The following is a 20,197-nucleotide window of genomic DNA, read 5'->3' on the forward strand; positions in this document are numbered from 1 at the left end:
TGAAGGTGACCTACAAGGTCGAGGCCACCCGTGTCGAGCAGCGCACCGACTTCGACAAGCTCGTCATCGACGTCGAGACCAAGCCGTCGATCCGTCCCCGCGACGCGATCGCCTCGGCCGGCAAGACGCTCGTCGAGCTCTTCGGCCTGGCCCGCGAGCTCAACGTCGAGGCCGAGGGCATCGACATCGGCCCGTCGCCCGTCGACGAGCAGCTCGCTGCTGACCTGGCCCTGCCCGTCGAGGACCTGCAACTCACAGTCCGTTCCTACAACTGCCTCAAGCGCGAGGGCATCCACACCGTGGGTGAGCTCATCAGCCGCTCGGAGCAGGACCTGCTCGACATCCGCAACTTCGGCGCGAAGTCGATCGACGAGGTCAAGGCCAAGCTGGTCGAGATGGGCCTGTCCCTCAAGGACAGCGCGCCCGGCTTCGACCCGCACGCGGCCCTGGCTGCGTACGGCGACGACGACGACGACGCATTCGTCGAGGACGAGCAGTACTAATCCCAAACCGACCGGCGCCCGCCGGTCGTCTACCCCGGTACCTGACACGGCCGGAGAGAAACGAGAAGTGACATGCCCCAGCCCAAGAAGGGTAAGCGCCTCGGCGGTTCTGCCGCCCACCAGCGCCTCATCCTTGCCAACCTCGTGACGGCGCTCTTCGAGCACGGCCGGATCACCACCACCGAGGCCAAGGCGCGCATGCTGCGCCCGTTCGCGGAGAAGCTGATCACCAAGGCCAAGCGCGGCGACCTGCACAACCGTCGCGAGGTTCTCAAGACCATCCGCGACAAGGGTGTCGTGCACGTCCTCTTCACCGAGATCGCGCCGACCTTCGCCGACCGTCCCGGTGGCTACACCCGCATCACCAAGATCGGCCCCCGCAAGGGCGACAACGCCCCGATGGCAGTCATCGAGCTGGTGACCGAGGCGTACGCACCCAAGGGCACCTCGTCGAAGAGGACCGCTGCGGCGGCTGCTCCCGTCCAGGTCGCGCCCGTCGAGACCGAGGCCGAGGGCGTCGACGGCGAGACCGAGGTCCTCGAGACCGCGCCCGCCGCCGAGACCCCGGCCGAGGACACCGTCGAGGACGCCACCGAGACCGAGGGTGCCGACACCGAGTCCGACGACGACGTCGACCCGGTGGAGGCCAAGGCCGAGGAGGCCGGCATCGCGCCGCTCGTCGAGGTCGAGGGTGTCGACATGGAGGTCTTCGAGGAGACCACGGGCGGGTTCGCGGGCAAGTACGACGGTTCGCACATGCCGATGGAGAACGTCGAGAGCGCCCCTGAGGGGTTCCCGATCAAGGGCAACGAGGATTCGATGAAGTTCCACGAGCCCGACGGTCAGTGGTACGCCCAGACGACGGCAGAGGTGTGGTTCGACTCCGTCGAGTCCGCCGAGGCCGCTGGCTTCGCGCGCGCTGGCGAGTGATCTAGCTCCACGTCAGGTCGACGGGCCGGTCATCCCCCTGGGGTGACCGGCCCGTTGTCATTTCCCTGTGTCCAGCTCGACCAGCACGCTCGCCGCGTCCAGGCTCCGGGCAGGACCGCGCGTTGCCGCCAGCTGACGCGTGGCAGCCACGATCGCCTCGCTCGCGGGAGTGGGGATGCCGTGGAGCCGACCGAGGAGCACGACCTCACCCGCGAGGTAGTCGATCTCCGAGTCGCCGCTGCCGCGTTGCAGGCTCTGCCAGGTGGAGCCACCTGCGGCTGGGACGTCCTCGCGACGCCGCAGCAGGGCTCCTCGACGCTCACCGTCCTCTGCGGCAGTGACGACCGTCAGTCCAGCCGCAGACAGCACCCGCTCGCCCTCGGCACCGGCGCGCTCGGCGAGCTCCTTGCTCGCGGCGTCCTGCCGGAAGGAGGCGTCGACGCCGTTGCCCACGTCGAGCGGGAGCTTGCGGCGCTTCCACGCCAGGATGTCCGGCCGCTCCTCGGAGACGAAGCCCGCAGTCCGAAGGTCAGCGGCGACGTTCGCGGTCAGCTCGTCCGTGCCGCCAGGGATGCGTCCGATGTCGAGGATGCCGGGGGTCGGGTGGCACTTCGCCACGACCACACCGGGGTCGAGGTGGGTCGAGGGCAGCATCACGCAGACGGCGTACACCCCGCTGAGGAGCCGGAGCGGCCGGTGCCTGGTGCGACTTCACCGCAAGGATCACGGCCGTGTCCTCGGTCGATGCCACGCCGGCCGCTGTATCGGTCGCCGGCGCCACGACCTTGGACACTCCGGCACCGGTGTCGAGGGCCAGTCCTCGTGCGCGGCTCGCCGCCAGGTGGGCTCCGCGGGCCACGAGCGTGACGGGGTGTCACGCCTGGTGCAGGAGCCCGCCGACGACACCGCCGACCGCACCGGCTCCGTAGACGACGTACTTCACTGTTTCCAGCCGGTCTCGACCAGGCGCACTGCCTCTGCCTGGGTCAGGCCGTGCCGGCGACAGGCCTGCACGTAGGCCGAGGAGGCCTCCCGGACGTCGACGCCCGGGCTGGTCGATGACACATGGGTCCCGCGCCGGCCCTCGGTGACGACGAGCCCATCGGCCTCCAGCTCCTTGTAGACCCGGGCCACCGTGTTGACCGCGACGTCGAGCTCGGAGGCCAGTGCACGGACGGTCGGCAGGCGGGTGCCGCTCGGGAGCTCGCCGGCGGCGATCCGGGCGGCGATCTGGGCCCGGGCCTGTTCGAAGGGAGGCACGTCGGTGTCGTGGCGGATCGGGTCGAGCTGCATGACACCGACCCTACGGCGGGCATCGGGACCGCTGGGAGTGGTAGACCATCGGGCATGGAACAGGTCGCTCTGGTCGTGGGTGAGGCGCTGGTCGACGTGGTGAGGACCAGCGACGGTCCCGATCGTCACCATCCGGGCGGGAGCTCGGCCAACGCCGCGGTGGCCCTGGCCCGACTTGGACGGCCCGTCACCTTTCTCACGGCCTTCGCCCAGGACGACCACGGCCAGCTCCTCGCCGAGCACCTACGGGACAACGGAGTGCAGGTCGGCGGCAACCCGTTGGCGCTGGACCGGACCGCGACAGCCGTCGCGACGGTGGCCGAGTCCGGTGCGGCCAGCTATGAGTTCGACGTCGAGTGGCGACCGGGCCCCTTGTCGCTGCCCACGGGCACGGACCCGGTGGTCGTCGTCTTCGGCTCCCTCGGGGCGGCCCTCGACCCGGGCGCGCTCGACGTCGCGGCGCTGGTCACGGAGCACCGCGCCGCAGCGCTCGTGGTCTTCGACCTCAACGCTCGCCCACAGGTCACCGGCACCGGCCCCGAGGTCGTGACCCGGGCGGAGGAGATGGCTGCCCTTGCCGACGTCGTCAAGGCGAGCGACGAGGACCTGGACGCCCTGTGGCCCGGGCAGGAGCACCGGGAGGTGGCAGCGGGTTTCCTGGCGCGAGGCGCCGGCGCCGTGATCGTCACCAGGGGCGGCGAGGGGGCGGCCTGGTTCACCGCCTCGGGGGAGGGGGAGGTGCCCGCCAACCGGACGCCGGTGGTGGACACCATCGGAGCGGGCGACACCGTGACGGCTGCCGTGGTCGACGCACTCTGGAGCTTCGAGGTGGTCGGGCCCGGGGCCCGCGAGCGGCTGCGCGACCTCGGGCCGACGAGGTGGACCGCTGTGCTGGCCCATGCGGCCAGGGCCGCAGCAGTCACGGTCGGTCGCCCCGGCGCAGACCCGCCGCGGCGGTCCGAGCTCAGCTGAGGGAGGTCACGCCCGCCACGCCGGGTCACGCCCGACGAAGCCCATCAGCCGGTCCGCCACGGGGGCATCCGGAGCGACGGGCACTGCTGCGCCGTACTGGCCGGATGAGCGGAGCATCTCCTCGATCCCGTGCATGCCCTCGAGCATCGCGGCAGCCTGGTCCTCGTCGAGGTCGGGCTCCTGGCCTGTGGCCCGGGCCAGGTCCCACGTGTGCATGAAGACGTCGGCGGTGTAGAAGCGATCCACGGCGTCGGCCAGCCGGTGGGTGCCGGCACGAGGGTGCGTGAACGACTCCTCGCCGCGGGTCTCGATGAGCTCTTGTACGGCGTCTGCCTGGTGCTGCCACGCCGCCACCGGGTCGTCGGCGACGTCCGGACCGGCCGGGAGCGTGATGTCCCCTGCGGCGAGGAAGCCGGGGAACCAGCCGACGAGGTGATCCACGACGTCCCGCGCGCTCCAACCCGGCACCGGCGCCGGCGCCTCCCAGTCGTCCACGCCCCGGGTCAGGGCCGCGAAGTCGGAGGCGAACCGGCGGTGGCGCTCGCCCGCGTCGCTCACAGGGCACCCTCGGCAAGCAGGGCGTCGAGCTCGGCGTAACCCTCGTTGACGCCACCCGCCATACCGCTCGACAGCCACGCGTCGCGGCCCTCGAAGGAGTCGCAGAGCGAGAACGCGTGCAGCCTGGTCCGGCCGTCTCCGAGGTCCTCGAAGGTCATCGTCTCCAGAGCCACCTCGTCGGGCATGCCCTCCCAGGTGAAGGTCTGCACGAGGCGGTCCTCGCGCAGCGTGTGGAAGCAGCCGCGGAAGCCTTCCTCGACACCTTCGCGACGCGCGAGGTAGCGCCAGCTGCCTCCGTTGCGCGCGTCCCACTCGACGATCTCGGTGTCGATGCTGCGGGGGCCGATCCACCGGGCGAAGATCTTCGGATCTGTGTGGGCGCGGAAGAGCTGAGCGGGCGTGGCCGCGAAGTCGCGGGTGATGTGGATGGCCGGCACCGTCGGGTCTGCTGCGATGACAGCCTCGGAGTAGCGGGTCTCGGAGTCCCGCGTGGTGGTCATGATGCTGTTCCTTCCTTCAAGGGGTTGTCAGGTGCGCCCGTGTCGTCCATTGCCGCCAGCACGTCGTCGAGGCGGCTGAACCGTTCCTCCGCCTGGCGGCGGTATCGCTCGATCCATTTCGTCATGAGGTCGAACACCTCGGCTTCCAGGTGCACCGGACGACGTTGCGCCTCCCGACTGCGGCTGACGAGACCTGCCTCCTCGAGCACCTTGAGGTGCCGCGAGACCGCTTGCAGGCTCACGTCGTACGGCGCCGCAAGGTCACCCACGGTGGAGTCCCCGGCCGTGAGCCTGGCGACGATGTCGCGGCGGGTCGGATCGGCCAGGGCGGAGAAGACCTGCGAGAGCTGGTCGGCCATCGCTCACCTTTCTCAACTGATTGGTTGAGAAACACGGTAGTTCGCGGAGAGGCGCGTTGTCAACCTACGTGTTGAACAAGATGGGGACAGCCGCCGTCGCGCGGTGCCATCAGGCGTCAGCGCTTCGCGATGGCGGGATAGATCTCCCTGTCAGGCAGTTCGGACTCCAGCACGAACAGGGCGACCTGGCCACCGCTCGCGATGACGTCCGCCGCCTCGGCCTTCGCCCCGGCCGCAGTCGGGGCGCAACGGACTTCGTACTCGCGGGTGTAGCGCCAGAACTGCTGCTCGAGGACGTCGAGGTTGTCGCCGGAGGCGGGGATGATGGGGGGGTTGTTCACGGGTCGGGTATGGCGCGGCAGCGGTGGCCGCGCCCCGGCGTCGGCCGACGCCTAGGATCTGCGGGTGCGCATCCGGCTCGACGTGTCCTACGACGGCACCGACTTCAACGGGTGGGCCACGCAGCCCGGTCTCAGGACGGTGCAGGGCACCTTCGAGGACGCGTTGGCCACCGCTCTACGACTGCCCCGGGTGCGGGTCGTGTGCGCGGGCCGGACCGACGCCGGCGTGCATGCGCGTGGACAGGTCCTCCACACGGATATGCCGCCTGACGCCCTCGATGCGCTCGTCGGTCGGTCGCGCGACGCGCCGCTGGCCGCCTTCGTGCGCAGGGTCAACGGCATCCTGCCGCCTGACGTCCGCGTGCGTAGTGCGACCGAGGCGGAGCCGGGGTTCGACGCGCGCTTCTCGGCGATCTGGCGTCGCTACACCTACCGGGTCGCCGACCGCCCGGACGGCGTCGACCCGCTGCTGCGCCATCTCGTCCTCGCGTGGCCCCACGTCCTCGACGTGGACGCCCTGAACCTCGCCTCCACGCCGCTGCTCGGTCTCCAGGACTTCGCCTCCTTCTGCCGGCGCCGGGAGGGGGCGACCACGGTGCGCACGCTCCTCGAGCTGGCCTGGTCCCGCACGCCCAACGGCCTGGTCGAGGCCCGCGTCGTCGCCGACGCCTTCTGCCACACCATGGTGCGGTCGCTCGTCGGCTGCCTGCTGGAGGTCGGGGAGGGCCGGCAGCCGCCCGAGTGGCCGGCTGAGATGCTGGCCGGGCGCACCCGCGTCTCCTCGCTCCGGGTCGTCCGCCCCCACGGGCTGACCCTCGAGGAGGTCCGCTACCCCGAGGGCGACGAACTGCTGGCCCAGGCGGAGCGGGCCCGCAACGCGAGGAGCCCCATCCCATGAGCGACGACCACTACTTCTCGGCCGACCCCGCGGTGCCGTTCACGCGCGAGTCGTTCCCGGTCGACGTCTGGGGGCACTCCTTGGAGCTGGTGAGCGGCTCGGGGGTCTTCAGCCGCGGCCACCTCGACCACGCGACCGCGATGCTGCTCCGCGAGCTCGAACCGCCGGTGCAGGGTCAGTTCCTCGACCTCGGCTGTGGGTACGGCGTCATCGGGCTCGCGATCGCCCGCGCCGTACCCCTCGCGACCGTGACGGGCGTCGACGTCAACGAGCGGGCACTGCTCCTCGCCAACGAGAACGCACGCGCCCTCGGGCTCGGATCCCGCTTCGTGGCTGCGCTCCCGGACCAGATCCCCACCGACATGACCTTCGACGAGATCTGGTCCAACCCGCCCATCCGGATCGGCAAGGAAGCTCTGCACGAGCTGTTGCTCACCTGGCTGCCGAGGCTGCGCCCGGAGGGACGCGCGGTGATGGTGGTGGGTAAGTTCCTCGGCGCCGACTCGCTCCAGCGCTGGCTGACCGAGCAGGGCTGGCCCACGACGCGCCTGGCCAGCCACAAGGGCTTCCGGGTGCTGGAGACGCGTCGGGGTTGACCCCGCTCGGTGCCGAGGGCTCAGTCCTCGTCGCTCTCGATCTGCGCGATGAGGTCGGCGGCGTCGGAGTCCACGGCGAAGACCGGCATGATGCTCACCATCCAGGTGGGTCGCATGCCCTCGATCTCGTGGGCGAAGTCCCATGCCTGGCGGGCCGGCAACGGGCCGAGGCGCACGTAGTCGCCCTCGTCCTCGTGCTCGTGGTCGGTGTCGATCTCGATGACCCAGGTCTCGGACCAGTCGTCGACGAAGTGCTCGAAGGTCGTGTCGGCGTCGTCGGGGGTGTCCTCGGCGACGGGGTAGATCAGGGGCATGGCGACTCCGATCGGTGGTGGTGGTGGAGTGTGCTCGCTGGCTGCGGACCATCGTTGCAGGCGGGTCAACGGGCCGTTGTCGGTCTCCCCGAGGGGTCATGGTGCAGGCCGAGCCGCTCGACGACGGGCCGTGGGAGCTCATGCGCCGACTACGCGCCGCCCTGGGGCCCCTGGCCTGGTTCGAAGACCAGTGGCAGGAGCGTGACATCTGGTACGCCAGCGTCCTGCACGTCGCGGCGCCGATCCTCGACGCGCCGAGCCTGGTGTCGTGGACGGCGGCGCGTCGGCAGTCGCTCCACCACGACCTGGTCCTTGAGTCGTTGACGCTGACCCGCTTCCGATATCGCGCAGACGGTGGCCGGAGGCACATGGCCATGGAGCCGTGGCACAGCGTCGACCTCGTCACCACGAGTTGACTCGCCGCACGGCTCTCAAGGTTCCGGCCCGGCTGAAGTCGGGTGCTGCATTTCGCCACGCGACGTCGGTGTTCGGAGTTACGGTTCAGGCTCCCCTGCGTGCAGGCCGGTCTCGACCCGTCTGCCCGCCTTTCGAGAGGCTCACCTCTGTGTTCACGCACGCCTCCCGGCGCGGCTTCGTCGCCAGCGCCATCCTCGGTCTCGTCTCCGCCCCGCTCGCTTTCGGCGCCGTAGCCGCGCCGGCCGGCGCCGCGGAGGGCGACCCTGTCGCCGTCCAGATCCTGGCGACCAACGACTTCCACGGCCGCATCCAGAACGACACGACCTCTGCTTCGGCCGGTGCGGCGGTACTGGCCGGCGCGGTCAAGCAGCTGCGCACGGTGAACCCGAACACGGTGTTCGCGGCTGCCGGCGACTTGATCGGTGCTTCGACGTTCGAGTCGTTCATCGCCAAGGACAGGCCGACGATCGATGCGCTCAACGAGGCCGGTCTGGAGGTCTCCGCGGTCGGCAACCACGAGTTCGACGCCGGCTACAACGACCTCGTCAACCGGGTGATGGCGCCCTACAACGCGGAGACGAACCCGTACGGCGGCGCGAGCTGGAAGTACCTCGGCGCCAACGTGAAGTTCAAGGCCGACGACACCGGCGCGTTGGACGGGACCTGGATCAAGGACATGGGCGGCGTCCAGGTCGGGTTCATCGGTGCGGTCACCGAGCACCTGCCCGAGCTCGTCTCGCCGGGTGGCATCTCCACCATCAAGGTGACCGACATCCCCACGGCCGCCAACGCCGCGGCCGATCACCTCAAGAGCGCCGGTGCGGACGTCATCGTGCTGCTGGTCCACGAGGGCGCCGCCGGCACCGACTGCGCGACGATCACCTCCGACACCACGTCCGACTTCGGCAAGATCACCTCGGGCGTCAACGACAACATCGACGCGATCGTCTCGGGCCACACGCACCTGACCTACAACTGCTCGCAGCCCGTGCCCGGCTGGTCGGGTCGTCCGATCACCACGCGTCCGATCGTCTCGGCCGGTCAGTACGGCATGAACCTCAACCAGCGCATCTACGTGGGCGACCCGACCACGGGCATCATCACGTCGAAGACCCAGGCGGTTCTCCCGCTGAAGAACGGTACGACGGGCTCGACGTTCAACTACCCCGTCGACTCCAACACCGCGGCCATCGTCAGCAGCGCGGTCAGCAACGCCAACGTGCTCGGTGCGCAGCCGCTGGGCCAGATCGACGGCGCGTTCTACCGGGCCAAGCTTGCCGACGGGACCGCCGAGAACCGTGGGGGGGAGTCGGCGCTGGGCAACATCGTCGCCGAGATCCAGAGGTGGGCGACCAGCGACCCGGCCTTCGGGTCGGCGCAGATCGCGTTCATGAACCCCGGTGGCCTTCGTGCCGACCTGACCGGTCAGGGCACGGGCGCGTTCCCGCGGACCGTGACCTTCAAGGACGCAGCCAACGTGCAGCCGTTCGCCAACACCCTGGTCAACGAGGACCTCACCGGCGCTCAGATCAAGGCGGCGCTCGAGCAGCAGTGGCAACCCCTCGGCGCGTCACGGCCGTTCTTGAAGCTGGGCATCAGCAAGGGCTTCACCTACACCTACGACCCGGCGGCTGCTCAAGGCTCGCGGATCAAGGCCATGTTCCTCAACGGGACGCCCATCGACCTGACCCAGACCTACTCGGTCACGGTCAACGCGTTCCTCTCCACCGGCGGCGACAACTTCGCCGCCCTGAGTCAGGGCGCCGGCAAGCAGGACACCGGCCGGACCGACCTGCAGGCACAGGTCGACTACTTTGCGGCCAACGCCCCCACGGGCGGCACGCCGCTCGCGGTCGACTACCGCCAGCGCGGTGTCGGCGCCGTCATCACCACGGCCACCCCGCGAGCCGGCCAGGACGTCACCGTCAACCTGTCGTCGCTGTCGATGACCGGTCCGGGCGACCTGGGCGACACGTCGGTCACAGCCAGCCTCAACGGCACCGACCTCGGGTCCTTCCCGGTCACGACCACTCGACAGACGGCGCTGCCCGGGTACGACGAAGCAGGCACGGCAACCGTCACAGTCACCCTGCCCCTCAACGCAAGCGGTGCTCAGGTGCTCGTGATCACGGGCAACAACACCGCCACGACGGCCAGGGTCCCGTTCACCGCCCAGGCTCCGCTGTCGGTCGCGACCACCGTCTCGGGAGCAGCCGATCCGATCGTCCACGGCACCGATGGCACCGTCACTGTGACGGTGACTCCGTCCACCGCGACGGGCACCGTACGCCTGCTCGACGGCGACACCCTGCTCGGCACGGGCACCCTGAACGGCGGCGCCGCAAGCATCACCGTGGGGGGCACCGCCCTTTCGGTCGGCTCGCACGACCTGACCCTGAACTACCTCGGAGCCACCGGGTTCGACCCGAGCACCGGCACGGTCACGGTCACCGTCGTACGAGCGCCCTCCGCGGTCACCGGCACCAGCGACCCGATCACCTACGGGCAGCCAGGTGCCGTCGCTGTGAGCGTCACGTCATCGGGCGGCACGCCGACGGGTGACGTCGAGCTGCGCGACGGTGCCACGGTCGTCGGCACGGTCACGCTGACCGACGGGGCGGGCACGATCATGGTTCCCGCCAAGGCCCTGACGGTCGGCGAGCACACGCTGACGCTCGCCTACCTCGGCGCGACGTCGTTCGAGCCCGACACGGGCACGGTCACGGTCACGGTCGTCCGAGCGCCCTCCGCGGTCACCGGCACCAGCGACCCGATTACCTATGGGCGCGCGGGTGCTGTCGCTGTGAGCGTCACGTCGCCCGGCGGCACGCCGTCCGGTGTGGTTGAGCTCCGCGATGGTGCCGCGGTCGTGGGCAGTGTCACCCTCGCTGACGGTGCGGGCACGATCACGGTCCCGGCCGACGCCTTGGCGCTCGGCAGGCACACCCTGACGCTCGCCTACCTCGGTGCCGCGTCGTTCGAGCCCAGCACCGGCACGATCACGGTCGACGTCGTTCCGATCGGGACCACGGTCTCCGGCGCCGCTGACCCGATCGTGTACGGCACCGACGGCACCGTCACGGTCAGGGTCGCCCCGTCCGGCGCGACGGGCACCGTAGAGCTGCGCAACGGCGAGACGGTGCTCGGCACGGGCACCCTGGTCGCCGGCACAGCGCGCATCACCGTCGGAGGCACCGCTCTCGCGGTCGGCCCGCACGGCCTGGCTCTGAGGTACCTCGGGGCTACGGGGTACGCCCCGTCCGACGGCTCGCTGACGGTCAACGTCATCAAGGCGACGCCCACCGTCGCCGTCACCGCCGTGCCGTCCAGGGTCGAGGTCAAGACCAGCAACGAGGTGTCGGTCCGGGTCAGCGCCGCCGGCTTCACGCCGACCGGGCGGGTGCAGATCCGGTCCGGCGGCACGGTGGTCGGCTGGGGGACGCTGAGTGCGGGTCGCGTCTCCATCGACGTGGGTCCGTACTCCGACACCGGCAGGGTCAGGCTCACCGCCCACTACCTGGGGGACGCCACGACCAACGTGGGTTCCGACTGGGTGGCCGTCACGGTCGTCAGGCAGACCCCAAGCATGAAGGTCAGGGCACCGGAGCGAGTCGACAAGGGGTCCGCGCCGACCGTGAAGGTGGTGCTGGACGGTGTCGGGGCCAAGGTCACCGGCAAGGTGACGTTCAGCTACGACGGCAAGCGGATCGCCAAGGACGTCGTGAACCAGACAGTGACGCTCAAGCTGGCGAGGCTCGCCGATACGACCGTCGTGACGGTGAAGTACGCCGGCAACGCCACCTTCGCCGCGGTGACCAAGAAGGCGAAGATCGTCGTGAACTGAGGGTCACGACGACGCTCAGCGCCCGGGTCCCGGCACGGCCGGCCCGGGCGCTGACACGTCCCGACCGCTGGAGCCAGAACCACGAACCGAACACCGGACCAACGGCCCGAGCGAACGCCCGGCCGACGTCACGAGCGAGCCGCTTGACCAGTAGCGACAACGCCGCCCACCCCGCAGACCACATCCCTGCGGGACCGCAGGCACGCCAGGACCCGCTCGGACGTCAGGAGCTCGGTCTGGCACCGGATTCAACGAGCCCGATGACCTCCGAGGTGGACCGGACGTCGCCGTACGACCGATAGACGACGTGCAGGGCAGCGTTGTGGTCCCGGTCGCGCATGGCGGCGGAGGCGTCCGCCACCAGGATCACGCGGTAGCCGAGCGTGCTCGCGTCCCGAACGCTCGCCTCGACGCACACGTTGGTCAGCGTGCCGGTGATGACGACGGTGTCGATGCCCCGGCCGTCGAGCAGCTGGGGCAGGTCGCAGCGCCCGGGGAAGAACGCGCTGTGTGCCGTCTTCGCGACCGCCACGTCGTCCGGCTCCGCCACGAGGCCCGGCCAGATCCGGTCGACTGGAGCACCTGAGCCGCCGGAGCGCGCGTAGCGCTCGGCAACCTCGACTCCCAGAAAAGCACGGTCACGGGAGGTCGGCTCCCGGTAGCCCGGCACTACCCACGCGACCACGCCCCCGTGGCGGCGAAGCCCCTCCGCCAAGGCGTTGATGTTCGACACGATGCCCCGGCAGTACGCCGACTCGGCCACGAAGAACGGGACCATGTCGACCACGACCAGCGCCGTGCGGGACGGGACGAGAGTCTCGAAGGCGTGCGGTTGCCCACGACGCGTGGTGTGTCGGCGGACCTCCCGCTCCTCCACCAGCCAGTCGTGGAAGGCGACATCGGACGGGGCTGACGAGGCGGGGGAGGCGAGAGGCACCTGCCCACGCTAGGGCCCGACCGGAGGCGGACGGGTCTCGCCGCTCCGGCACACTGGCCCGCATGACGTACGAGGCCGACGAGCAACGCTACGACCGGACCGACTACCGCCCCAGCGGGCGCAGCGGGCTCAAGCTGCCGCCGCTCAGCCTGGGGCTCTGGCAGAACTTCGGCGACGACCGCCCGGAGGAGACGCAGCGCGCGATCCTGCGCCGCGCCTTCGACCGCGGGATCACGCACTTCGACCTGGCCAACAACTACGGGCCGCCGTACGGCCGTGCGGAGGAGAACTTCGGTCGCTACCTCGCCGACGACTTCAGGCCCTATCGCGACGAGCTGATCATCTCGACGAAGGCGGGCTGGGACATGTGGCCCGGGCCCTACGGGCAGGGTGGCGGCTCGCGCAAGTACGTCCTGGCCAGCCTCGACCAGTCGCTCCAGCGGATGGGTCTCGACTACGTCGACATCTTCTACAGCCACCGTTTCGACCCCGAGACGCCGGTCGAGGAGACGATGATGGCCCTCGACACGGCGGTGCGGTCGGGCCGCGCCCTCTACGCCGGCATCTCGTCCTACTCCGCGGCCAAGACCAGTGAGGCGGCGATGATCGCCCGGGAGCTCGGCACGCCCTTGCTGATCCACCAGCCGTCCTACTCCATGCTCAACCGCTGGATCGAGGAGGACCTGCTCGACGAGCTCGAGGAGCAGGGGATGGGCTGCATCGTCTTCTCCGCGCTCGCCCAGGGCTTGTTGACGGACCGCTACCTCGGCGGCGTCCCTCCGGACTCGCGGGCCGCTCGTGACGACTCGACGATCGCCGGCCTGGAGGCCGACGTCCTCGACCGCGTGCGCCGGCTCGACGAGATCGCCGTGGGGCGGGGTCAGAAGCTCGCGCAGCTCGCACTGCAGTGGGTGATGCGCGACGACCGCGTCACCAGCGCCGTCATCGGCGCGAGCAGCGTCGAGCAGCTCGACACGAACCTCGATGCCCTGGACGGACCGCCACTGACCGAGGACGAGCTGGCGGAGATCGACCAACACGCCGTCGAGTCGGGCATCAACCTGTGGGCGAAGCAGACGGAAGAATAGCTGCTCGCAACAGATGGCCGAGCTGCAGCGTCTGTGGGGCATGGAGTCAGTGCTGGAGAAGAATGCGAGAGCCCGGGCAACCGGCATCCCCGACTTCGACGAGTGGGTCTCTGCGCGGAGCCAGGCGCTCCTGCGCCTCGCCTACGTGCTGACCGGCAACCAGGCCGATGCCGAGGACGTCGTGCAGGACGCGCTGTCGAGGGCGTTGCCCCGCTGGTCGCGCATCTGCCAGGCGGATGACGTGGATGCCTACGTACGCCGCATGGTCGTCAACGCCAACGTGTCGAGGTGGCGCAGGTTCCGTCGCCGGGAGACGCCTACGTCCGTCCCGGTGGACGGAGCTGCGCCCGCCGGCATGCCGAGCGAGGAACGCGACGCCCTCTGGCAGGCATGTCAGGCACTGCCCGCTAATCAGCGGACCGCCATCGTGCTCCGCTTCTACGAAGATCTCGACTACGCGCAGATCGCGGCGCTGACCGGGGTGCGCGAGGGCAGCGTCCGGTCCCGCGTATCACGAGGCGTGGCCACACTGCGCGAGGAACTAGGTGAATGGCATGACTGACTTCGACACCGACTTCGAAATCAGGCTCCGCGCGACCCTGCACCAGGGTGCCGCCCAGGCCAGGAGCGCACCGGGGCTCGCGACCGGCGCACGTCGGCTCCGTCAGCGGCGACGTCGGGCGACCGGAGCAGCGCTGGCCGTTGTCGCCGTACTCATCGGCGGCCCGACCGCCCTCGCCCTCACGGACGGCGACACCCCGCGGTCGTCGCCGGACGTCGCCACCGAGCGCGTCGAGGGGACAGCGGGTGCCCCACGAACGGTGTCGTTCCGGGACGTGACGGCCGAGGTGCCGATGCAGTGGAGCGACGGTTGCCCGTACGGCACCGAGGAGTACGCCGTCTGGATCGGAGAGGTCCCGGAGAATCCCGGCTTCTCCTGCGACGGACGGTCGACCTACGGGATCGAGTTCTTCCGGACGGAAGTCAATCGTCAGTACGGCGGCGACGCCACCGCCGAGGTCCGGCTCTCCACGTCGGGCTACCGCCCCGAGGGCGCGTGGACGGGCGGCGTCATCTCCACCCTGGGCACGGCCGTGGTCACGATGCCGACGCGCGGGGGGGCCCAGCGGATCGTGGACTCCCTGGAGGTCCTCGAGGGCGCGACACCGGATGGCAACGGTTGCCCGGCCAAGAAGGATGACGCCGAGGTCAGGCTCGACAACGGCATCACCGAGACCACGATCTGCCGCTACGACGGTGAGGGTCTGCTCGAGCAGAGTGACCTGCTCACGGCTGAGGAGTCGCAGACGTTGTGGGACACCATCACCGCGGCCCCTCGCGCAGAGGCATCGTCCGCGAGCTGCGCCTCGCCGCTGTGGCGGGAGACCGTGCTCCTCACCGACGGTGCCTACGTCGGGACCGTCACCACGGGAGCCGGCTGCGACGAACGCGTCCGTCTGTCCGGGGTCGAGCGGGAGGTGACCGCCGACGTGCGTCTCCTCGTCGGCATCCTGTGGTGAGGTAGCTGGCACGCCTGCCCGGCGCTTGCTGCCTTTGGCATGCTGGACCCGGTCAGTCGACCGCGGAGAGGAGCCGGGTGAGCACGGCACCAGACTTCGACGAGTGGGTAGTGGCGCGTGGACAGTCACTCCTGCGTCTCGCGTACGTGCTGACAGGAGACCCGGCCGAGGCTGAGGAGATCGTGGAGGACGCGCTGTCCCGTGCGCTGCCTCGGTGGTCGCGGATCGCGCGTCGCCACGATCCGGACGCCTACGTGCGACGTTTGGTCGTGCGGGCGCACGTGTCGTGGTGGCGTCGCTTCCGTCGCCGGCACTCCCCGCCACCACCACCCCTCGAGCCCGCGGCCACGACCGGGGTCACGATCGGGGTCCCCGACCTCGTCTGGCCGGCGTGTGAGTCCCTGCCGTGGGCCGAGCGCACGGCGCTCGTGCTGCGCTACTACGAGGATCTCTCCGACGACGAGATCGCGGAGCTGACGGGGGTACGCGAGGGTGTTGCCCGCTGTCGTGTCTCCGACGCGGTCGCCGCGGTCCGGGCAGAGCTGGCGGAGTCATGACCGACTTCGAGACCCGGCTCCGGGACAGTCTCGCCGAGCGGGCCGAGGAGGCGCCGGCGCCGAGCGGCCTCGCGAGGGGCGCCCGGGCCCGACTGCAGCGGCGTCGTGCCGCCGTCGCCAAGGGCGCGGCCGGCGTCGCTGTCGGGACCCTGGTCATCGCGGCCGTCCCGGTGGGGAGTGCCCTCGTCGAGGGGGTGGACGCACCATCGCGTCCACGGCCCGTTGCCCCCGACACCCCGTTCATCGTCCCCGACCTGTCACCCGACATCCAGACCGCACGCGAGACGAAGCGCGAGATCGAGTGGGCAGGCATCAGGTTCGCGGTCCCTCCGGACTGGAAGGGGGGTGCGACCACCGCGTGGTGCGCGCGGGCCAGGAAGCCCGGCGCTGTCGTGCCGCGCATCGACCTGCCGGACCAGGCACGGCCGAAGACGTCGTGCACGCCGACGAACGGCTACGGCGTCCGGGTGACCTCGGCTGCGGGGTTCGAGCCTGAGCGCAACTCCAGCGAGGTCTGGCAGTACGACGACCCGGGCACCGGTGCCCCCGCCGACTATCCCGACGGGGCGTGGGTGTCGTACTGGTTCGACGACGACTGGGTCGTGACGACTGCCACGTCCGATCCGGGGTTGACGAGCAAGATCACCCGCTCGGTCCGGGGCCTGGACGCCGACGTCAACGGCTGCGCGCCCTTCCTCGACGACCCCGACGTGCTGGAAGAGGTCGGGGCCGCAGCAGTCGGGGGATCCCGGTGCCGATACGCCTGGGACGGCGACCTCGAGGACAGCGCCCGCCTCACCGAGGACGCCGTCGCCCGGGTCATGGACGCCCTGGCGGCCGCGCCCGGGACCATCGGCGACGACGGCTGCGAGCAGGAGCAGGGGTGGGTCGTCACCTTGACGCCCGCCGGCGAACGGCCCTACCTCGTCCGCTACGGCACCTTGGGGCTCGGGTCCTGCGAGGACGGCGTGGAGCACTTGACATCCGAAGGGGGTCCCCGCGACCACCTCGAGCTGACCACCGAGCTGGCGGAGGCACTGGCTCTGAACCCGGATGACCTGTCCCTCAACTGAGCTGCTGACGGGGGCCGAGGCGGACGGCCGATCAAACGCGTAGCAGTCCGGGCCCCTGTCGCGGACAATGCACCTCGTGGGACATGTGGATGTGTCGGGAGTGCGCTACGAGCTGCCTGACGGACGAGTACTTCTGGACGAGGTGAGCTTCCGCGTCGGCGACGGCGCCAAGGTCGCCCTCGTCGGCGCCAACGGTGCGGGCAAGACGACGCTGTTGCGCATCATTACCGGCGACCTCAAGCCGCACGCGGGCGCCGTGACCCGCAGCGGCGGGCTGGGCGTCATGCGGCAGTTCGTCGGTCACGGAGGTGGGGACGAGACCGTTGCGGACCTGCTCCTCAGCGTCGCGCCGGAGGCGGTCCGTCAGGCGGCAGCCGCTGTGGACGCCTGCGAGCTCGCGCTGATGGACGTCGACGACGAACCCACCCAGATGGCCTACGCCACGGCCCTGTCGGACTTCGCCGACGCGGGCGGCTACGACGTCGAGGTCACCTGGGACACGTGCACGGTCGCCTCGATGGGCCTGCCCTTCGAGCGAGCCCGTCACCGCTCGCTGTCCACGCTGTCAGGTGGGGAGCAGAAGCGGCTCGTCCTGGAATACCTCCTGCGTGGTCCCGACGAGGTGCTCCTGCTCGACGAGCCGGACAACTACCTCGACGTCCCGGGCAAGATCTGGCTCGAGGAGCGCATCCGGGAGTCGGCCAAGACCATCCTCTTCATCAGCCACGACCGTGAGCTGCTCAACAACACCGCGACCCGCATCGTCACTGTCGAGCTGGGCCACGCCGGCAACCTCGTGTGGACGCACCCCGGCGGGTTCGCGAGTTACCACCAAGCACGTGAGGACCGGTTCCTGCGGTTCGAGGAACAACGACGCCGCTGGGACGAGGAGCACGCCAAGATCAAGGCGCTCGTGCTGCGGCTCAAGATCAAGGCCGAGTACAACGACGGCATGTCGTCGCAGTACCGCGCGTCGCAGACCCGGCTCCGGAAGTTCGAGGAGGCGGGCCCGCCCATCGAGCAGCCGCGCGAGCAGCAGGTGACGATGCGGCTCAAGGGTGGCCGCACCGGCAAGCGCGCGGTGGTGTGCACCGACCTGGAGATGACCGGACTGATGCGCCCGTTCGACCTCGAGGTCTGGTACGGCGAACGCGTGGCCGTCCTCGGCAGCAACGGCTCGGGGAAGTCGCACTTCCTGCGGTTGCTGGCGACGGGCGGCTCGGACCCCGACGTCGAGCACCAGCCCGTGGGCGACCCACCGAAGCCGGTGCCGCACACCGGCAAGGCCAAGCTCGGCGCGCGCGTGCGACCCGGGTGGTTCGTTCAGACGCACGAGCACCCTGAGCTCACCGGTCGCACCCTGCTCGAGATCCTCCACCGGGGCGACGGCTCACCCGGAGGCCGCAGCGGGATGGGGCGCGAGGCGGCAGCGCGCGTGCTGGATCGCTACGAGCTCGCGCATGCAGGTGAGCAGACCTTCGAGTCGCTCAGCGGCGGCCAGCAGGCTCGATTCCAGATTCTCCTGCTCGAGCTGTCCGGAGCGACGCTGCTCCTGCTGGACGAGCCGACCGACAACCTCGACGTACAAAGTGCCGAGGCTCTGGAGGCAGGGCTCGACGCCTTCGAGGGCACGGTGCTGGCGGTCACCCATGACCGTTGGTTCGCCCGCGGCTTCGACCGTTTCCTGGTGTACGGCGCTGACGGCGAGGTCTACGAGTCCGACGGGCCGGTGTGGGACGAGGGACGGGTGGTGCGGACCCGATGAGTGTCCTGGAGATCGAGTCCGTCGACCCCTACGACGACCCGGCGGTCGATGCCTGGCACGGCGTGTATGCCGCGGCCGAGCGGTTCGAGCGTGAGGAGGTCGCTACTCCCTGGCAGCTCGAGGAGATGCGCGTGATGCTCCAGGCCGCGGGCAGTCGGGTCGCTTTCGCCGCCTGGGTCGGCAGGGTCGGGGGAGACGTCGTCGCCACCGGGTTTCTCCGCATGCCGTTGCAGGACAACGTCGACCGCGCCGAGGTCGCTGTGCATGTGCGTCCTGAGCACCGCCGCCGCGGGCTCGGGCGCTACCTGGCCGAGCGGCTGGAGATGGAAGCCTCGGCGCGAGGTCGCTCGACCCTGTACGCCGAGGTCGGGTGGGACGTCGAGGGCGGCAGTGACGGCGCCGCCAGGCCCAGCGCCGAGTTCGCCCGGGCCATGGGATACGACCTGGCGCTCAGCGACGTCCAGCGGGAGCTGGACCTGCCCGTGGGCGATGACGTCCTGCGCGCCCTTGCCGACGAGGCAGCGATCCAGCACGAGGGCTACGAGCTGCGCTCATTCGCGGGCGCGGTTCCCGACGACCTGGTGGAGGGCTGGACGGTGCTGCTCGGGGCCCTGTCCACCGAGGCGCCCACAGGGGACCTCGACCTCGAGCCGGAGGCGATCAGCGTCGAGGCCCATCGCGAGGCCGAGGACGTCGTCCGGAGGCAGGGACGGTCGAAGTACAACACCGTCGCCGTGGACCTTCGGGGTGCTGTCGTGGCGTACACCGACCTCGCCACCACGATCCACGAGCCCGGGCGTGCCTATCAGTGGGGCACGCTCGTACGCCGCGCAGACCGCGGGCACCGCCTCGGACTCGCCGTCAAGGTCGCCAACCTCCGGCTGCTGCAGCAGGAGCGTCCCGACATCGAGCGGGTCATCACCTGGAACGCGGAGAGCAACAGCCACATGGTGGAGGTCAACGAGCGGCTCGGCTTTCGAGCCGTGGGCCGGATGGGCGAGTTCCAGAAGCGCCTTCGCAGCACAGTCGGCTAGACGAAGGCGCTGATGCCGGTCTCGGCGCGGCCGATCAGCAGCTTCTGGATCTGTGAGGTGCCTTCGTAGAGCGTCATCACCCGGGCGTCACGGAGATACTTCGCCGCTGGGTAGTCGTCGACGTACCCCGCACCTCCGTGCACCTGGATCGCGTTGTTCGCCGCGCGCACGGCTGCCTCGGAGGCGAAGAGCTTGGCCTTCGAGGCGGCCGTTCCGAACGGCTCGCCCCGGTCGATGAGATCGGCGCAGCGCCACACGAGGAGTCGCGAGGCGTCGGCGTCGACCGAGATGTCGGCGATCATGTCCTGCACGAGCTGGAAGGCCGCGATCGGCCGGCCGAACTGGGTGCGGCTCCGGGCGTAGGCGACCGAGGTCTCCAGGCATCCCTGCACGATCCCGACGCAGCCGGCGGCGACGGCGAGACGCCCCTTGTCGAGGGTGCTCATCGCGATCTTGAATCCGCCATCCACCTCGCCCAGCACGGCCGAGTGAGGGACCCGGACGTCGGAGAGGAACAGCTCCGCGGTGGCCTGGCCGCGCAGCCCGAGCTTGCCGGTGATCTCGCGCGCCTCGAACCCCGGCGCGTCGGTCGGGACGAGGAACGCGGTGATGCCGCGCGGACCCTCGTCGCTCGTGCGGGCGAAGATCAGCGCCACGTCAGCCCAGGTGCCGTTGGTGATGAAGAGCTTCTGGCCGTT

At 70.3% G+C, this 20,197-nt stretch carries 23 protein-coding genes; 14 read left to right on the plus strand and 9 right to left on the minus strand.

Annotation, left to right across the window (positions count from 1 at the left end; translation table 11 throughout):
* On the plus strand, positions 1-503 hold a 503-nt coding region (locus JWN68_RS03615), incomplete at its 5' end, for a DNA-directed RNA polymerase subunit alpha C-terminal domain-containing protein (RefSeq protein WP_297734828.1).
* 72 nt (positions 504-575) lie between these two features.
* The gene (gene rplQ, locus JWN68_RS03620) at positions 576-1,433 is read left to right on the plus strand and encodes a 50S ribosomal protein L17 (RefSeq protein ID WP_366519733.1); all 858 of its coding nucleotides are present in this window, start codon (positions 576-578) and stop codon (positions 1,431-1,433) included.
* 57 nt (positions 1,434-1,490) lie between these two features.
* Here rplQ and JWN68_RS03630 read toward each other — a convergent pair whose 3' ends face one another.
* Positions 1,491-2,087 carry a ketopantoate reductase C-terminal domain-containing protein gene (locus JWN68_RS03630; protein ID WP_297734890.1) on the minus strand — a complete coding sequence of 199 codons (597 nt, stop codon included), beginning with the start codon at positions 2,085-2,087 and terminating at the stop codon, positions 1,491-1,493.
* 285 nt (positions 2,088-2,372) lie between these two features.
* Entirely contained in the window at positions 2,373-2,726 is a 354-nt protein-coding gene (locus JWN68_RS03635) for a GntR family transcriptional regulator (RefSeq protein WP_297734831.1), read from the minus strand.
* A 54-nt stretch (positions 2,727-2,780) separates the two neighbouring features.
* Between JWN68_RS03635 and JWN68_RS03640 the strand changes: the two genes are divergently transcribed.
* Positions 2,781-3,698 (plus strand): PfkB family carbohydrate kinase, encoded by a 918-nt coding sequence (locus JWN68_RS03640; protein WP_297734834.1) that lies wholly within the window; start codon positions 2,781-2,783, stop codon positions 3,696-3,698.
* A 6-nt stretch (positions 3,699-3,704) separates the two neighbouring features.
* Here JWN68_RS03640 and JWN68_RS03645 read toward each other — a convergent pair whose 3' ends face one another.
* The 4 genes from JWN68_RS03645 to JWN68_RS03660 form a co-directional block, all read right to left on the minus strand.
* On the minus strand, positions 3,705-4,256 hold the full coding sequence (locus JWN68_RS03645) for a TIGR03086 family metal-binding protein (protein ID WP_297734837.1): 552 nt from the start codon (positions 4,254-4,256) through the stop codon (positions 3,705-3,707).
* Positions 4,253-4,756 (minus strand): SRPBCC family protein, encoded by a 504-nt coding sequence (locus JWN68_RS03650; RefSeq protein ID WP_297734840.1) that lies wholly within the window; start codon positions 4,754-4,756, stop codon positions 4,253-4,255. The genes JWN68_RS03645 and JWN68_RS03650 overlap by 4 nt, the downstream gene beginning before the upstream one ends.
* Positions 4,753-5,115, minus strand: coding sequence for a metalloregulator ArsR/SmtB family transcription factor (locus JWN68_RS03655; protein ID WP_297734843.1), 363 nt, complete (start codon positions 5,113-5,115; stop codon positions 4,753-4,755). Before JWN68_RS03655 ends, JWN68_RS03650 begins: the two co-directional genes overlap by 4 nt.
* A 116-nt stretch (positions 5,116-5,231) precedes the next feature.
* The gene (locus JWN68_RS03660) at positions 5,232-5,456 is read right to left on the minus strand and encodes a hypothetical protein (RefSeq protein WP_297734846.1); all 225 of its coding nucleotides are present in this window, start codon (positions 5,454-5,456) and stop codon (positions 5,232-5,234) included.
* 64 nt (positions 5,457-5,520) lie between these two features.
* On the opposite strand from JWN68_RS03660, the gene truA reads away from it, so the two are divergent.
* Together truA and JWN68_RS03670 are read left to right on the plus strand one after the other, a co-directional pair.
* Positions 5,521-6,354, plus strand: a complete 834-nt coding sequence (gene truA / locus JWN68_RS03665) for a tRNA pseudouridine(38-40) synthase TruA (protein WP_297734849.1) — start codon at positions 5,521-5,523, stop codon at positions 6,352-6,354.
* Positions 6,351-6,950 carry a methyltransferase gene (locus JWN68_RS03670; RefSeq protein ID WP_297734852.1) on the plus strand — a complete coding sequence of 200 codons (600 nt, stop codon included), beginning with the start codon at positions 6,351-6,353 and terminating at the stop codon, positions 6,948-6,950. Before truA ends, JWN68_RS03670 begins: the two co-directional genes overlap by 4 nt.
* 20 nt (positions 6,951-6,970) lie before the next feature.
* On the opposite strand, the gene JWN68_RS03675 is transcribed toward JWN68_RS03670, so the two are convergent.
* On the minus strand, positions 6,971-7,264 hold the full coding sequence (locus JWN68_RS03675; protein WP_297734855.1) for a hypothetical protein: 294 nt from the start codon (positions 7,262-7,264) through the stop codon (positions 6,971-6,973).
* 98 nt (positions 7,265-7,362) lie between these two features.
* On the opposite strand from JWN68_RS03675, the gene JWN68_RS03680 reads away from it, so the two are divergent.
* Positions 7,363-7,680, plus strand: coding sequence for a hypothetical protein (locus tag JWN68_RS03680; RefSeq protein ID WP_297734858.1), 318 nt, complete (start codon positions 7,363-7,365; stop codon positions 7,678-7,680).
* Between the two features lie 149 nt (positions 7,681-7,829).
* Positions 7,830-11,525, plus strand: coding sequence for an Ig-like domain repeat protein (locus JWN68_RS03685; protein ID WP_297734861.1), 3,696 nt, complete (start codon positions 7,830-7,832; stop codon positions 11,523-11,525).
* A gap of 223 nt (positions 11,526-11,748) precedes the next feature.
* Here JWN68_RS03685 and JWN68_RS03690 read toward each other — a convergent pair whose 3' ends face one another.
* Complete coding sequence (locus JWN68_RS03690; RefSeq protein ID WP_297734864.1) at positions 11,749-12,462, minus strand: isochorismatase family cysteine hydrolase; 714 nt, start codon at positions 12,460-12,462, stop codon at positions 11,749-11,751.
* Positions 12,463-12,524: 62 nt separating this feature from the next.
* Here JWN68_RS03690 and mgrA point away from each other — a divergent pair, with 62 nt between their 5' ends.
* The 7 genes from mgrA (at position 12,525) to JWN68_RS03725 (ending at position 19,499) form a co-directional block, all read left to right on the plus strand.
* Positions 12,525-13,550, plus strand: a complete 1,026-nt coding sequence (gene mgrA / locus JWN68_RS03695; protein WP_297734868.1) for an L-glyceraldehyde 3-phosphate reductase — start codon at positions 12,525-12,527, stop codon at positions 13,548-13,550.
* Positions 13,551-13,590: 40 nt separating this feature from the next.
* Positions 13,591-14,112 carry a SigE family RNA polymerase sigma factor gene (locus tag JWN68_RS03700; protein ID WP_297734871.1) on the plus strand — a complete coding sequence of 174 codons (522 nt, stop codon included), beginning with the start codon at positions 13,591-13,593 and terminating at the stop codon, positions 14,110-14,112.
* Entirely contained in the window at positions 14,105-15,070 is a 966-nt protein-coding gene (locus JWN68_RS03705) for a hypothetical protein (protein WP_297734873.1), read from the plus strand. Before JWN68_RS03700 ends, JWN68_RS03705 begins: the two co-directional genes overlap by 8 nt.
* 77 nt (positions 15,071-15,147) lie before the next feature.
* Complete coding sequence (locus JWN68_RS03710) at positions 15,148-15,627, plus strand: SigE family RNA polymerase sigma factor (protein ID WP_297734875.1); 480 nt, start codon at positions 15,148-15,150, stop codon at positions 15,625-15,627.
* On the plus strand, positions 15,624-16,700 hold the full coding sequence (locus JWN68_RS03715) for a hypothetical protein (protein WP_297734878.1): 1,077 nt from the start codon (positions 15,624-15,626) through the stop codon (positions 16,698-16,700). The genes JWN68_RS03710 and JWN68_RS03715 overlap by 4 nt, the downstream gene beginning before the upstream one ends.
* A gap of 76 nt (positions 16,701-16,776) precedes the next feature.
* A complete protein-coding gene (locus JWN68_RS03720) occupies positions 16,777-18,465 on the plus strand; it encodes an ATP-binding cassette domain-containing protein (RefSeq protein WP_297734882.1) in 1,689 nt (562 codons plus the stop codon).
* Entirely contained in the window at positions 18,462-19,499 is a 1,038-nt protein-coding gene (locus JWN68_RS03725) for a GNAT family N-acetyltransferase (protein ID WP_297734885.1), read from the plus strand. Before JWN68_RS03720 ends, JWN68_RS03725 begins: the two co-directional genes overlap by 4 nt.
* Here JWN68_RS03725 and JWN68_RS03730 read toward each other — a convergent pair.
* Positions 19,496-20,197 (minus strand): acyl-CoA dehydrogenase family protein (locus JWN68_RS03730; protein ID WP_297734888.1); only part of this gene is annotated, 702 nt, incomplete at its 5' end. The genes JWN68_RS03725 and JWN68_RS03730 overlap by 4 nt on opposite strands.

Origin of the sequence: Nocardioides sp., assembly GCF_025964975.1 — a bacterium.
GTDB lineage: Bacteria > Actinomycetota > Actinomycetes > Propionibacteriales > Nocardioidaceae > Nocardioides.

Excerpts from the sequence above, each read along its gene's own strand:
- rplQ (WP_366519733.1), top strand. The coding sequence starts at position 576 with ATGCCCCAGCCCAAGAAGGGTAAGCGCCTCGGCGGTTCTGCCGCCCAC.
- JWN68_RS03630 (WP_297734890.1), bottom strand. The coding sequence starts at position 2,087 with ATGCTGCCCTCGACCCACCTCGACCCCGGTGTGGTCGTGGCGAAGTGC.
- JWN68_RS03635 (WP_297734831.1), bottom strand. The coding sequence starts at position 2,726 with ATGCAGCTCGACCCGATCCGCCACGACACCGACGTGCCTCCCTTCGAA.
- JWN68_RS03640 (WP_297734834.1), top strand. The coding sequence starts at position 2,781 with ATGGAACAGGTCGCTCTGGTCGTGGGTGAGGCGCTGGTCGACGTGGTG.
- JWN68_RS03650 (WP_297734840.1), bottom strand. The coding sequence starts at position 4,756 with ATGACCACCACGCGGGACTCCGAGACCCGCTACTCCGAGGCTGTCATC.
- JWN68_RS03655 (WP_297734843.1), bottom strand. The coding sequence starts at position 5,115 with ATGGCCGACCAGCTCTCGCAGGTCTTCTCCGCCCTGGCCGATCCGACC.
- JWN68_RS03670 (WP_297734852.1), top strand. The coding sequence starts at position 6,351 with ATGAGCGACGACCACTACTTCTCGGCCGACCCCGCGGTGCCGTTCACG.
- JWN68_RS03675 (WP_297734855.1), bottom strand. The coding sequence starts at position 7,264 with ATGCCCCTGATCTACCCCGTCGCCGAGGACACCCCCGACGACGCCGAC.
- JWN68_RS03680 (WP_297734858.1), top strand. The coding sequence starts at position 7,363 with ATGGTGCAGGCCGAGCCGCTCGACGACGGGCCGTGGGAGCTCATGCGC.
- mgrA (WP_297734868.1), top strand. The coding sequence starts at position 12,525 with ATGACGTACGAGGCCGACGAGCAACGCTACGACCGGACCGACTACCGC.
- JWN68_RS03700 (WP_297734871.1), top strand. The coding sequence starts at position 13,591 with ATGGAGTCAGTGCTGGAGAAGAATGCGAGAGCCCGGGCAACCGGCATC.
- JWN68_RS03705 (WP_297734873.1), top strand. The coding sequence starts at position 14,105 with ATGACTGACTTCGACACCGACTTCGAAATCAGGCTCCGCGCGACCCTG.
- JWN68_RS03715 (WP_297734878.1), top strand. The coding sequence starts at position 15,624 with ATGACCGACTTCGAGACCCGGCTCCGGGACAGTCTCGCCGAGCGGGCC.
- JWN68_RS03725 (WP_297734885.1), top strand. The coding sequence starts at position 18,462 with ATGAGTGTCCTGGAGATCGAGTCCGTCGACCCCTACGACGACCCGGCG.